Here is a 12,441-nt window from a genome sequence, read left to right as displayed (position 1 = left end):
TCCGGGCCGCCGGGTAAGGCTCTGAGCCGCCGGGTCAGGCGTGCTGGGGCATCTCGTCCTTGAGCATCCCGCGCAGCTGGTTCCGCAGTTCCGGAGTGTTCTGGTGGCCGTGCACGGAGGCCGCGTGCTCGGCGGCGGCGCGGACCACTTCCTCTTCCTCACCCGAGATGGTCAGAGTGCACTTCGACTCGCTCGGGAAGTCCCGGCAGTCGGCGACTTTACGCATGATGTGCCTCCCGGTGGCGTACGGGTTCTCCTCCACCCTCCCTCTGTTTCCGGCCCCTGGGAACCCCGGAGCGGCGGTCGGCGTTGTACCGGTACAGCAGGATTTGACCGGAGCAATGCCCTGATTTGACCCCGGCCGCCGTCCGGCGCTGTCTTCCGGCCGTCCGATGACGGACCATGGAAGGACCAGGCCAGGTCGTCACCACGAACCCCGCGGTACGACCTGGTCAGAACTGACTACCGGATTCCGAGGTGGTGGCGATGCAGAGCCGCTTCGAGCCCGACCGGCGCCTGACCGCACGCATGGCGGTCACACTGTTCCTGCTCGGATTGTTGTACGTGGTCTTCGTGGGCGCACTCATCGTCCTGCTGAAGTCCTGGGTGCTCGTCGTGGTGATCGCGGGCGGGATGCTCTGGGCCCAGTACTGGTTCTCCGACCGCATCGCGCTGTACGCGATGCACGGCCGCATCGTCACCCCGGAGGAGCAACCCCATCTGCACGGCGTGATCGACCGGCTGTGCGCCACGGCCGACATGCCGAAGCCTGAGGTCGCGGTCTCGAACATGGACCTGCCGAACGCGTTCGCGACGGGCCGCAATGCCGACCACGCGGTCATCTGTGTCACCACGGGTCTGCTGCGCCGTCTGGAGCCGGACGAGCTGGAGGGCGTCCTGGCACACGAGCTGTCACATGTCGCGCACCGGGACGTCGCGGTGATCACCGTCGCGTCGTTCCTCGGTGTCATCGCCGGACTCGTGGTCCGGTTCGCGCTCTACTCCGGAATGCTCGGACGCCGCCGCGACCAGAACACCGTCGTCATCCTGATGGCCGTGATAGGGGTGTCGGCGGCTGTGTACGCGATCAGCTTCCTGCTGATCAGGGCGCTGTCCCGGTATCGCGAGCTGGCCGCCGACCGGGCCGCCGCCATGCTCACCGGACGGCCGTCCGCGCTGGCGTCGGCACTGACCAAGGTCAGCGGCGACATCGCGCGGATCCCCACCGAGGATCTGCGGACGGCACAGGCGTTCAGCGCGTTCTACTTCGCGCCCGCCATCAGCGGCGAGGCGAGCAAGACCGTCTCTCAGCTCTTCTCGACGCACCCGAGCCTGGAGAAGAGGCTGGAGCAGCTGGCCTCGATCAGCGCGAGCCTGGGTCAGGCCGCGGACCAACGGAGCTGAGTGCTGATGGGTTTTCTCGACACACTGTTCGGCCGGACGAAGCCGGTCGCCCCGGATCTGGACCGGCTGTTCGCCCTGCCGTCGGCGGCGATCACCCTTCAGGCCGCCACCGATTTCACGCCGACCGGCGTCGGCTCGGTGTGCTTCTCGACCGTCGAGGGCGCCGAGTTCTCCCGGATCCACGACGACGCGATGGCCCTCCTTGAGGCCGACAAGGACCGGCTGGGCTCCCCGGTCGAGATCAGCCGCGACCCGTACGGCTACTCGTGGCTGGTGTCCCGGCGCACCCCTGACGACCTGCCCGGACTCGTCAGCGATCTGCACGCGGTGAACACCGCGCTCGAAGGCACCGGGTTCGGGCCGCAGCTCCTGTGCTCCCTGGTCGGGTTCCACGACCAGGGAGGCCGGCAACTCGCGCTGGTCTATCTCTACAAGCGCGGCTCCTTCTATCCGTTCGCGCCGCTGCCGGGCCAGCATCGCGACAATCCGCTGGAACTCCAGGTGCGAGCGGTCCTCACGGACGATCTGCGGATCGAGCCGGAACTGACCCGCTGGTTCCCGCTCTGGGGCGCGCCGGGCCTCTGAGCCGCCGAGCCGCCGGGCCCCTGGGTCACCGTGCGGGGACGCGCCGGCCGGGCGAAGCTGGAGTAGGGCCTGTTCCGATGGCAGGACTGGAGTACGGCGGCCTGTTTCCGATGCCAGGAGGTGCCGATGGATCCCGTCGAGGCCCTCCAGCGGATCGCGTTCCTCCTCGAACGCACCCTGGCGCCGACCTACCGGGTCCGCGCCTTCCGTACGGCCGCCGCGGTCGTCGAGGCGATGGGTGACGGCGAGGTACGGCGGCGCGCGGCGGCCGGCTCGCTGGAGACGGTCAAGGGCATCGGCCCGAGGACCGCGGGGGTCGTCCGGGAGGCCCTGGACGGCGAGGTGCCGGAGTATCTGGCGGAGCTGGAGCGGGAGGCCAGGACCCCGCTCGCGACCGGCGGCGAGGAACTGCGGCGGCTCCTGCGCGGCGACTGTCATCTGCACTCGGACTGGTCGGACGGCGGCAGCCCCATCGAGGAGATGGGCCGGACCGCCGCCTGGCTCGGCCACGAGTGGGCCGTACTCACCGACCACTCCCCCCGCCTCACCGTCGCACGCGGTCTGTCGCCCGAGCGGCTGCGCGAACAGCTGGCGGTGGTGACCGAACTCAACACGCGCTGGGCGCCGTTCCGGCTGCTCACCGGCATCGAGTGCGACATCCTCGACGACGGTTCCCTCGACCAGGAGCCGGACCTCCTGGCGCAGCTCGACCTCGTGGTGGTGTCCGTGCACTCCAAACTGCGGATGGACCCGGGCGCGATGACCCGCCGGATGATCGCCGCCGTCCGCAATCCGCTGTCGGACGTGCTGGGGCACTGCACGGGACGGCTGCTCGGTGAGCGGCGGCGGCCCGAGTCCCAGTTCGACGCGGACGCGGTGTTCGCCGCCTGCGCCGAGACCGGTACCGCGGTCGAGATCAACTGCCGCCCGGAACGCCTCGACCCGCCCCGGCGGCTGCTGCGCCGCGCGCTGGACGCAGGGGTGCTGTTCTCGGTGGACACCGACGCCCACGCGCCCGGCCAGCTCGACTGGCAGGTGTACGGCTGCGCACGGGCCACGGAATGCGAGGTGCCGCCCGAACGGGTGGTCACCACCTGGTCGGCGGACGAGCTGCGGGCCTGGACCCGTACGGGCGAGACGCCCGCGGGCGCGCACGCGAGGGGCTGACGCGACGGACCTGCCCAAGGAGACGGCACGGCTGCGACGATGGCCGGTTGCGGGGCGTGCAGCGGCCGACCACCGGGCAGGCGCCACGCGGTGCGGGACCGACGGAAACGGGACCGACGGAAAGGGGAAGCCAGTCATGACCCCCACGAACGACGGGGACGGCGCACAGGCCACGACCAGAACGCCGGAAGCCCCGGAAACCCCGAAAGCCCCCGAAGGCAATGCCGAGTACGGGCGCAAGGCGTTCAAGCGGTCCAGGAGTCACTTCGCGGACCGCGTCACCGCGGACGCCCGTGACGGCTGGCCCGTCGAGGCGGGCCGGTACCGGCTCGTCGTGAGCCGTGCGTGCCCCTGGGCGCATCGCTCGGTCATCTCCCGGCGGCTGCTCGGCCTGGAGGGCGCGGTGTCGCTGGCGATCACCGATCCGATCCAGGACGACCGCAGCTGGCGTTTCACGCTCGACCCGGACGACCGCGATCCGGTCCTGGGCATCCGGTATCTGTCGGAGGCGTACGACGCGCGCGAGACGGGGTATCCGGGCGGCGTGAGCGTGCCCGCGATCGTCGATGTGCCGACCGGGCAGCTCGTCACCAACGACTTCCAGCAGATCACCCTCGACTTCGCCACCGAGTGGACCGCGCTGCACCGGCCCGGTGCGCCCGATCTGTATCCGGAGCCCTTGCGCGACGAGATCGACAAGGTCGTGGACGGCGTCTACCGGGACGTCAACAACGGTGTGTACCGGGCCGGGTTCGCCACCGGCCAGGCGGAGTACGAGGCCGCGGCCGAGGGGGTGTTCCGCCGTCTGGACGAGGTGGCGCGGCGCCTGGCCGACCGCCGCTATCTGGTCGGGGACACCCTCACCGAGGCCGACATCCGGCTGTTCACGACGCTCGTCCGGTTCGACACGGTCTACCACGGCCATTTCAAGTGCAACCTGTGGAAGCTCGCCGAGAACCCGGTGCTCTGGGCGTACGCCCGTGATCTCTACCAGACGCCCGGATTCGGCGACACGACGGACTTCGACCACATCAAGCGGCACTACTACCAGGTGCACACGGGCATCAACCCGACCGGGATCGTCCCCCTGGGCCCCGAGCTGTCGGGCTGGCTGACGCCGCACCACCGCGAGAAACTGGGCGGTCGCCCGTTCGGCGCCGGCTCCCCTCCGGGCCCCGTACCGGCGGGCGAGGAGGTTCCCGCGACGGGCCGGCCCCCGCTGCCGTAGCGACGGACCTGGGCGAGTGGGTCAGTGGGTCGGGGCACCGCCGATGAGGTCCGTGACCCGCTGACGCAGCCGGGCCCAGCGCCGGTCGTGGTGGTAGGCGCGTTTCCTGGAGCGGGCGCGTGCCTTGGGGCGGCGGCGGTAGAACCGTCTGGCCCAGGGTGACGCGGGCCGGGCCAGGCGAACCGCTCCGAACAGGGCGACGAAGGGCACCAGGACACCGAGGACCGCCATGCGGGCCTTGCCCTTGAACAGCGCGATGAGGGCGAACAGCAGGTTCACGGCGACCGTGAAGGTGACGTTGAGACGGTCGTGCAGTTCGGCGCTGCTCAGCCCGTCGACCCCGAACGGTGAGAAGCCGGCCAGGAGCAGGGCCGCCAGCGCCATCGTGATCAGGACGATCTCGACGCTCTTCGTGCCCTCCCTGGTCCAGTACACATCGCTCAAGTGCAGGACCAGCGCGAACTCGTCCAGCACCAGGCCGGTACCGGCGCCGAAGAGGACGGCGGCGAATCCCGAGCCGAAGCCCTGGTTGCCGCCGGCGATGACGGCGAATCCGCCGACGACCATCAACACGATGCCCGGCACCACGTGGTGGACGTGCATCCCACCCGGCGTGACATTGCGGAAGGGGCCCTTCCCCGCGCGGATCATCCGGGTGATCACCCGGGTCAGCACAAAGGTGACGACGAACGCGACCAGGGCGAGCAGCAGCGGGAGCTTGCCCGGTTCGACGATGTTGCGATACCACCAGCTGCCGTACACACGTCCATCGTCGCCACCCTTGCCCCACCGGGCCAGCCGGACGACCCCGCGAGACGGCGAAGAGGCCGGGGCGGCCGGGCACCGGCCCCGGGGTTCACCTGCGGGGGTTGCCCCTCGTGACGGTGAAGAGTCCCCCGTCGGGGTCGCGGAGGGTGGCCTCCGGAACGCCGAGCGCGGTCACTTCCCGTAGGACCAGCGAGCCGCCGCTGTCGAGTGCGGCCTGAACGCAGAACTCCACGTCGGGCACGGGGAAGTACACCTGCCAGCGGGGCCGGATGGTCGGATCGACGGCGGCCTCCAGGGCGCCGGAGCTGAGCCGCGCCACGACATGGCCGCCGCTGCGCAGCACGACCTCGTCGTCCTCGTAGCCGACCTCGCAACCGCCGGGGCGCTCACAGGCCCACTCCAGGACCTCGCCGTAGAAGATCGCCGCATCGAAGGCGCTGCGGGTGCGCAGTCGCAGCCAGGCGGGCGCCTCCTTGTGCCAGACGTCCCAGCCCACGTAGAGGCGGCCCTCCCAGATACCGAAGGTGGCTCCGTCCCGGTCGGCGGCCAGCACACCGCGGCCCGAGGCGAGCGCGATGGGGCCGACGGCGATGGTGCCGCTGCGCTCCCGGATGCGGGCCGCCGTGACGTCCGCGTCGGCGACGGCGAAGTACGGGGTCCAGGCCACCGCGACCTGGAGGGCCGTGGCCAGCGAGCTGATGCCCGCCACGGGTACGCCGTCGCGCGATGCCACGCTGAAGTCGTCGCCGAGCGGGCCCTTGCGGAACTTCCAGCCGAGTACGGCGCCGTAGAACGCCTGCGCGGCCTCCAGGTCGCGCGCCATCAGACTGACCCAGCACGGCGCACCGAAGACGGCGTCGGTCGTGATCGACTGTGCGGCGGTGTCCGCCGCTGACGTTTCCTTGTCCATCGCAGGCCGTGTCTCCCTCGTGGGAAGGCACCACGGACAGTCGCCGGGGCGCGCTCACCTCTGTCGACGCCCGCCGTGGCTCGACGGAGACAGGAGGCACACCACCACATTGACAGCATTTACCCGCTTTCGCACGTGCCCTTCCGGGTCAGGATCTTCCGGTACGGGGCCCTTGGCGGGCGGGACCGGGCGGGTGACCCTGTCGGGGAGAATGGGGGCGGTTCGACGGACCGGGGCCCGGCGACCGGCCGTGCCCGCCCCTTGGCAGGAGAGATCGCGCGTTGTCGCCTTCAGAGCACGAAGCCTCACCCTCGACCGAAGGTTCAGCCTCCACCCGTTCGGGCGATCCCGACCCGCTGCGGGCCGACTGCGCCAACTGCTTCGGCCTGTGCTGTGTGGCCCTGCCTTTCGCCGCCTCGTCCGACTTCGCGGTGGACAAGCCGGCCGGGAAGCCCTGCGGTCATCTGCGCGCGGACTTCGGCTGTGGGATCCACACGGATCTGCGCGAGAAGGGGTTCACCGGCTGCACGGTCTTCGACTGCTTCGGTGCCGGGCAGAAGGTCGCGCAGGTGACATTCGGCGGGCGCGACTGGCGACGGAATCCCGGGACCGCCCGACAGATGTTCGACGTGTTCCCGGTGATGCGCCAGCTCCACGAACTGCTCCGCCACCTCACCGAGGCACTGACACTGCCGGCCGCCCGGCCCCTGTACGGAGAACTCCGGCAGACCCTGGACGGGGTCGAGCGCCTGACCAGGGGCACCGCCGAGAGCCTGACCGACGTCGATGTGCCGACGCTCCGTGACGAGGTGAGCGCGCTGCTGCTGCGGGCCAGTGAGCTGGTACGGGCCGAGGTCCCGGGCCGCCGGAATCACCGGGGCGCGGATCTCATCGGGGCGAGACTGGCGGGCGCCGATCTGCGGGGCGCGAACCTTCGGGGGGCGCGGCTCGTCGGCGCCGACCTCAAGGGGGCCGATCTCCGGCTCGCGGATGTGATCGGGGTCGACTTCCGGGGCGCCGACCTGAGCGGGGCGGACCTCAGGAGCTGCCTGTTCCTGACCCAGCCGCAACTGACCGCGGCGAAAGGTGACGCGGCGACGCGGATACCGGCGCCCTTCACGCGCCCGCTCCACTGGAGCCCGGACACCACACCCCGGCCCCAGAAACAACGGCGCCCACGGGCTCGCCGTAAGCCGAGGTAATCGGACGAGTCGGAGTCGTCGGGAGAGCGGGGGGCTCGCGCCGTTCGGGGCGTTCTTCCCCCTCACCGCGGGTCCTCTCCGGCGCTCGCGGCGCACCGTGCGGGCCGGGCGGGTCCGCTACATCCCGCCCGCTCCGCCACTCCCGAAGGAGCCTCCGTGGCCCGGGGTCCAGCGCCTGCGCCGCTGGTCCTCGCTCCGTTTGTTCGGGAGGTTCCCGTGGAGCTGGTAGGGATTGAGGCCGCTACCCTCCGGCGGCACCTCGTCCGGCTCGCGCCGCTCACTGACCTCGTGAACCGCACCCGTATCGGGAAGGTGCGGTTGCTCGTCAGCGCTCGGCGGTCCGGGTTCCGCGCTGCGCATCCTGATGCCCAGCCAGACGATCCAGATCAGGGCCACCACCAGGACCGCCCCGATGATGAACGGGCCGATGACAAGCAGCCCCTCCGTGGAGGCCAGGACCAGGTGTGCACTCATTCCGGTCATACCACCTGAATACCCCGTATTCGGCGGTGCAGTCCCTCCCGGACCGACCAGTTCGCCCCACTCCGCATCGGCACCCCCACCAAGGCACCGCTAAGGCACCGCTAAGGCTCGATCGCGCCCAGCAGTGCCCTCGCGCAGAGGTCCCGTAGCTGTTCGCGCGAGAGGTCCGGTGCGTCGAGCCAGTCCAGGCAGACCGCGACCATGAAGGCGAGCCAGCCCCGTACCGCGATCCGCAGGGTGACCGGGTCCCGGGTGATGCGCGCGGACTCCGGGTCCGCCGCGAGGGCGTCGAGGATCTGCCGTTCATGGGCGGCGAGTCCCGCGCGGTAGACGTCCCGCACCAAGGGGTCCCCGGTGGCGGCGGCGCGGTGGAAGGCGCGGAAGCCGTGCGCGTGGGTGTGCGCGTAGTCGAGGAAGACGTCGAGGCCGGTGCGGATCTGCTCCCGCACGGGCACCCCGGGTTCGGCGGCCGTCAGGCGCAGCATGCGGGCGCTCTCGCGTTCCACGACGGCGGCGAAGAAGTCCCGTTTGGTGGGAAAATAGTGGTACAGGAGTCCTCGGGAGACTCCGGCGATCTCGGCGACCTGCTCGATCCACACATCGTCGTACGGGTGCTGCGCGAAGAGGCTCGCGCCGGCGGACAGCAACTGTTCCCGGCGCTCCTCGGTGCTCAGCCGTTTCCGCGTGCCGCGCTCCCCCGGCTGAGTGGTGCGCTCCCCCTGTTTCCCGGCCATGTTGCGCACCCTACTGCACGTTACTTGACGTGAGTTCAATAACGGGATCAGACTGGGAGCACTGTTGAACCCGCGTACAACAACGACTGGGGAGATGGCGCGGATGGCGGGCACGACGGGGACGGTCGGCGGTGCGAGGGCCGACGGGACCAAGGACACGGACGGGGCCGACGGGACCGACAAGGGGTTCCGCAGCGCGGAGCTGGGCTGGCCGGAGCTGCGCCGTATCCCGCATCCCCCGCACCGGCTGCCGCTGCTCGGCGACGCGCTGGGCTCGCATGTGCGGACGCCGGTGCAGGACTCGATGAAGTTCGCGCGGCAGCTGGGTCCCGTCTTCCGGCGGAAGGCGTTCGGCAAGGAGATCGTCTTCGTGTGGGGCGCGGAGCCGGTGGCCGAGCTGGCGGACGAGTCGCGTTTCGCCAAGCATGTCGGGCTCGGGGTAGCCAATCTCCGTCCCGTCGCGGGCGACGGTCTGTTCACCGCGTACAACCACGAGCCCAACTGGCAGTTGGCGCACGATGTGCTCGCGCCCGGTTTCAGCCGTGAGGCGATGGCGGGCTACCACCCGCTGATGCTGGACGTCGCCGAGCGTCTGACGGCGCACTGGGACGAGCGGGAGTCGGCGGGCGCGCGGGTCGATGTGCCCGGCGACATGACCAAGCTGACCCTGGAGACGATCGCCCGTACCGGTTTCGGCCATGACTTCGGGTCCTTCGAACGGTCCCGGCCGCACCCCTTCGTCACGGCGATGGTCGGCACCCTGTCGTTCGCGCAGCGGCGCAACGCCGTGCCCACTCCCCTGACCCCGCTGATCCTGCGCGGCGCGGCCCGGCGCAACGCCGACGACATCGCGTATCTCAACCGGATCGTCGACGAGGTGATCGCCTCACGGCGTGCGGCGCCCCGCGAGGGCGGTGGTTCCGGTGATCTGCTCGACCGGATGCTGGACACCGCGCACCCCGTCACGGGTGAGCGCCTGTCCCCCGAGAACATTCGCCGACAGGTGATCACGTTCCTGGTCGCGGGGCATGAGACGACCTCCGGGGCGCTGTCGTTCGCGCTGCACTACCTCGCACTGCACCCGGAGGTCGCCGCCCGCGCGCGGGCCGAGGTCGACCAGGTGTGGGGCGACACGCCACGGCCCGCGTACGACCAGGTCGCGAAGTTGCGGTACGTCCGCAGGGTGCTCGACGAGTCGCTGCGGCTGTGGCCGACCGCGCCCGCCTTCGCGCGCGAGGCCCGGCAGGACACGACGCTGTCCGGCGTCCATCCGATGAACCAGGGTGCCTGGGCGCTGGTGCTGACGATCATGCTGCACCGGGACCGGTCCGTGTGGGGCGACGACCCGGAGTCCTTCGACCCCGAGCGCTTCACGCCCGCCGCCGTACGGTCCCGCCCCGCCCACGCCTTCAAGCCGTGGGGTACGGGCGCGCGGGCGTGCATCGGCCGCCAGTTCGCGCTGCACGAGGCGACACTGGTCCTCGGTCTGCTGCTGCGCCGCTACGACCTGACCGCCGATCCCGCGTACCGTCTGCGGGTCACCGAGCGGCTGACGCTGATGCCGGCCGGTCTGACGCTCGGCCTGGGCCGCCGCGCGCCGTCGTCCTGAGCGTTGGAGCGTCCGAGCCCCTGCGGCTCGGCGGTGGTCAGTGGCCGCCCGCCGGTTCCTGGCAGCCCGTGCCCTCCATGTACACGCCGTGCGCCTCGGCCGTCACCTGGGTGCTGCCGAGCGAGCCCTCGACACAGACCGGGCGCAAGTCGACGACGTAACTGATCAGGCCGGTTCCGAAACTGCTCGCGGTGACGGCGGACGCGTCGTAGCCGAGGCCCGTGAGGGCGGTCCTGACCTGGGCCACCGTCGCCTCCCGGGTCCCGGCGAGCCCCTCCAGGGCCTTCTTCACGCGGCGGGTCTCCTCAGCGGCCGTGCACAGGGCGTCGCCGGAGAGAGGGAGGGTCTGACGGAAGGCGTGGTTCTCGGCGTACTTGGGGTTGGCGTCGCCGCCCTGCTCGCCGGTGGTGGCGCCGGGGTCCGCGCTCGCCGTGCTCGCGGTCGCCTCCGGGCAGGACGCCTTCCGCTTCGGTGCCGAGGTCGTCCCCTTCTCGGATGTGTCCGATGCGTCCGATGCCGGGGTCGCGCCTTCCTCCGATGCCGAGGTGGCGCCTCCCTGAGGCGGCGTGGCCGAACCCGCCACCGTCCCCGACGCGTCCGTGGTCCGGCCCGTGTCGGCGCAGCCCGTGAGCGCGAGCGGTACGGAGACCAACGCGGCTGTCGCCAGGGTCAGGCGTCCTCGTGAAGTCATGGAGTGAGTATGTCCGGTCGGGCCCGCGCGGGACCTGAGTACGGGTACTCAGCGGGACGCCACCCCGGTTGGCCCGAACGGCAGGGCCGGCCGCCCGTATGGCCCTTGCCCAGCGGCGCCCCCGTTCACCCGCTCCTAGCGTCCACACAGCAAGGACCTGCGCGAAGCGGACGGGAAGTGGTGTGATGCGGGCGATCGTACGGGCGTCGGGGGCCGCGGTGGCCGCCGTGGCATGGGTGGCCGTGACCGCCCCGGCAGCGTCGGCCGACGACGAGTCGTGGCAGGTGGGCGTGGAACCGGCCACGGTGCGACCGGGCGACACGGTCACGCTCACCTCACGCGGCTGCCAGGTACCGGAGGTCACCGTCGACTCGGGCGTCTTCGACCACGCGGAACTCAACGAGGGACGTGAGACGCGGACAAGGGTGTCCCCGGACGCCAAGCCGGCCGCCCGGCACGAGGTGACCTTCACCTGTGACGGCCGGTCGAAGACCGTGCAGGTGACCATCGCGGACGACGGTCGCGGCCAGGTGGGCAAGGGCCCCGAGAGCGCGGACCACCGGCCGGACCAGCAGAAGGACCCCTCGGCGGAACGCCGGCCCGAGCAGCAGAAGGAGCCCGACCGCCAGAAAGAGCCCGAACGTCAGAGGGAGCCCGACCGTCAGACGGAGCTGGACCGTCAGAAAGAGCCGGGCCATCGCCAGGAGCCGGGCCACCGGAACGAGTCGGAGCACCGCAGGGAGTCGGAGCGCTTCGGTCCGTCCGAGCGCAAGGGCGTGCAGGCCGGCAGCGGCGGAGGCATCGGTGAGATCGGGCCGGTCCAACTCACCCTGGGCAGCGCCCTGGTGGCGGGCTCCCTGGGCTCCGGCGTCTACTTCGCGGTACGCCGCCGTACCTCGGACTGAGCGCGCCAGGGTGGCACGTACGACGCCCCGGGTCCCTGGGACCCGGGGCGCGACCGTACGAGGGGCATGGCGCCGGTCGGTTCAGTGGCGATGCGCGCGGGTGCGGCGGCGCAGGACGATATAGGCCGTCGCCAGTCCGGCGGCGACGAGGCCGGAGCCGATGGCGATGTCGGTCCCGTTGGGATGGTCGCCGAACGCTCCGCCCAGGCCGCCTCGTACCGCTCCGGCCGTCGTGGAGAGCGCGGGATCCGGCGTGAGTGCGGGCTTGACGGCCGGGGCGCGCGTGGGGCCGACGGCCGGTGCGCGCGTCACGGTGGGGGTGGGGGTGGGGGTCCTCGTCGCGAACGAGGAGACGATGAGGCCGGCCGACCACTGGCTGCCCGTCGACCCGCAGTTGCCGTTGATGCCGACGGCGGTCGCGTTGCCGAGATTGGGGGCGAGGCGGCCGATGCCCCGGTATCTGCCGGCGCCGATGGACGACAGGGTCACCGGCGCTTCGAGGCCCTGTCCGTTGCCGGTGCTCACCACCGGCTTGGCGAGGGCGGAGCAGTCGACGGTCAGCGTGAAGGTACCGCCGGGAGCGACGACCGCCGGTGTCACGGCGGCGCTCGCGCCGCTGATCTCACCGGTGGCCGCCACCGCGCCCGGGGCGCCCAGTACGGCCAGCGAGGCAGCGCCCGTGGTGAGCAGCGCTGCGGTGCGTATGCGGAGCATATGCCTGTCCTCTCCGGCCACAGGGCCGGCCACGCTCGGTC

General features: G+C 71.3%; 14 protein-coding genes. 7 read left to right on the top strand and 7 right to left on the bottom strand.

The features are described from left to right. Nucleotides 1-34: 34 nt before the first annotated feature. Nucleotides 35-226 (bottom strand): DUF1059 domain-containing protein, encoded by a 192-nt coding sequence (locus ACFVT5_RS38740; protein WP_389898208.1) that lies wholly within the window; start codon nt 224-226, stop codon nt 35-37. 260 nt (nt 227-486) lie between these two features. Between ACFVT5_RS38740 and htpX the strand changes: the two genes are divergently transcribed. The 4 genes from htpX (at nt 487) to ACFVT5_RS38720 (ending at nt 4,384) form a co-directional block, all read left to right on the top strand. Next, nucleotides 487-1,404, top strand: a complete 918-nt coding sequence (gene htpX / locus ACFVT5_RS38735; RefSeq protein ID WP_389898205.1) for a zinc metalloprotease HtpX — start codon at nt 487-489, stop codon at nt 1,402-1,404. Nucleotides 1,405-1,410: 6 nt separating this feature from the next. Beyond that, nucleotides 1,411-1,989 (top strand): hypothetical protein, encoded by a 579-nt coding sequence (locus ACFVT5_RS38730; RefSeq protein ID WP_389898202.1) that lies wholly within the window; start codon nt 1,411-1,413, stop codon nt 1,987-1,989. Nucleotides 1,990-2,115: 126 nt separating this feature from the next. After that, nucleotides 2,116-3,156 carry a PHP domain-containing protein gene (locus ACFVT5_RS38725; protein ID WP_389898199.1) on the top strand — a complete coding sequence of 347 codons (1,041 nt, stop codon included), beginning with the start codon at nt 2,116-2,118 and terminating at the stop codon, nt 3,154-3,156. Between the two features lie 136 nt (nt 3,157-3,292). Next, on the top strand, nt 3,293-4,384 hold the full coding sequence (locus tag ACFVT5_RS38720) for a glutathione S-transferase family protein (RefSeq protein WP_389898196.1): 1,092 nt from the start codon (nt 3,293-3,295) through the stop codon (nt 4,382-4,384). A gap of 21 nt (nt 4,385-4,405) precedes the next feature. On the opposite strand, the gene ACFVT5_RS38715 is transcribed toward ACFVT5_RS38720, so the two are convergent. After that, the gene (locus tag ACFVT5_RS38715) at nt 4,406-5,146 is read right to left on the bottom strand and encodes a hypothetical protein (RefSeq protein ID WP_389898193.1); all 741 of its coding nucleotides are present in this window, start codon (nt 5,144-5,146) and stop codon (nt 4,406-4,408) included. Nucleotides 5,147-5,240: 94 nt separating this feature from the next. Further along, nucleotides 5,241-6,062, bottom strand: a complete 822-nt coding sequence (locus tag ACFVT5_RS38710; protein ID WP_389898190.1) for a VOC family protein — start codon at nt 6,060-6,062, stop codon at nt 5,241-5,243. Nucleotides 6,063-6,343: 281 nt separating this feature from the next. Between ACFVT5_RS38710 and ACFVT5_RS38705 the strand changes: the two genes are divergently transcribed. Further along, nucleotides 6,344-7,264 carry a pentapeptide repeat-containing protein gene (locus ACFVT5_RS38705; RefSeq protein ID WP_389898187.1) on the top strand — a complete coding sequence of 307 codons (921 nt, stop codon included), beginning with the start codon at nt 6,344-6,346 and terminating at the stop codon, nt 7,262-7,264. A 117-nt stretch (nt 7,265-7,381) separates the two neighbouring features. On the opposite strand, the gene ACFVT5_RS38700 is transcribed toward ACFVT5_RS38705, so the two are convergent. Next, nucleotides 7,382-7,738, bottom strand: a complete 357-nt coding sequence (locus ACFVT5_RS38700) for a DUF6479 family protein (protein WP_389898184.1) — start codon at nt 7,736-7,738, stop codon at nt 7,382-7,384. A gap of 110 nt (nt 7,739-7,848) precedes the next feature. Then, nucleotides 7,849-8,481 carry a TetR/AcrR family transcriptional regulator gene (locus ACFVT5_RS38695; RefSeq protein WP_389898181.1) on the bottom strand — a complete coding sequence of 211 codons (633 nt, stop codon included), beginning with the start codon at nt 8,479-8,481 and terminating at the stop codon, nt 7,849-7,851. A gap of 103 nt (nt 8,482-8,584) precedes the next feature. Between ACFVT5_RS38695 and ACFVT5_RS38690 the strand changes: the two genes are divergently transcribed. Further along, nucleotides 8,585-10,090 (top strand): cytochrome P450, encoded by a 1,506-nt coding sequence (locus ACFVT5_RS38690; protein ID WP_389898178.1) that lies wholly within the window; start codon nt 8,585-8,587, stop codon nt 10,088-10,090. 37 nt (nt 10,091-10,127) lie between these two features. Here the strand turns inward: ACFVT5_RS38690 and ACFVT5_RS38685 are convergent, their stop codons facing one another. Next, on the bottom strand, nt 10,128-10,781 hold the full coding sequence (locus tag ACFVT5_RS38685) for a hypothetical protein (protein ID WP_389898175.1): 654 nt from the start codon (nt 10,779-10,781) through the stop codon (nt 10,128-10,130). A 185-nt stretch (nt 10,782-10,966) separates the two neighbouring features. Between ACFVT5_RS38685 and ACFVT5_RS38680 the strand changes: the two genes are divergently transcribed. Beyond that, nucleotides 10,967-11,686 (top strand): hypothetical protein, encoded by a 720-nt coding sequence (locus tag ACFVT5_RS38680; protein WP_389898172.1) that lies wholly within the window; start codon nt 10,967-10,969, stop codon nt 11,684-11,686. Nucleotides 11,687-11,767: 81 nt separating this feature from the next. On the opposite strand, the gene ACFVT5_RS38675 is transcribed toward ACFVT5_RS38680, so the two are convergent. Next, on the bottom strand, nt 11,768-12,400 hold the full coding sequence (locus ACFVT5_RS38675; protein ID WP_389898170.1) for a hypothetical protein: 633 nt from the start codon (nt 12,398-12,400) through the stop codon (nt 11,768-11,770). Nucleotides 12,401-12,441 lie beyond the last annotated feature (41 nt).

The organism is Streptomyces sp. NPDC058001 (assembly GCF_042886315.1).
Lineage (GTDB): Bacteria > Actinomycetota > Actinomycetes > Streptomycetales > Streptomycetaceae > Streptomyces.
Note: the sequence above shows the minus strand (reverse complement) of the source record. Positions and strands in the feature narration are given on the sequence as shown.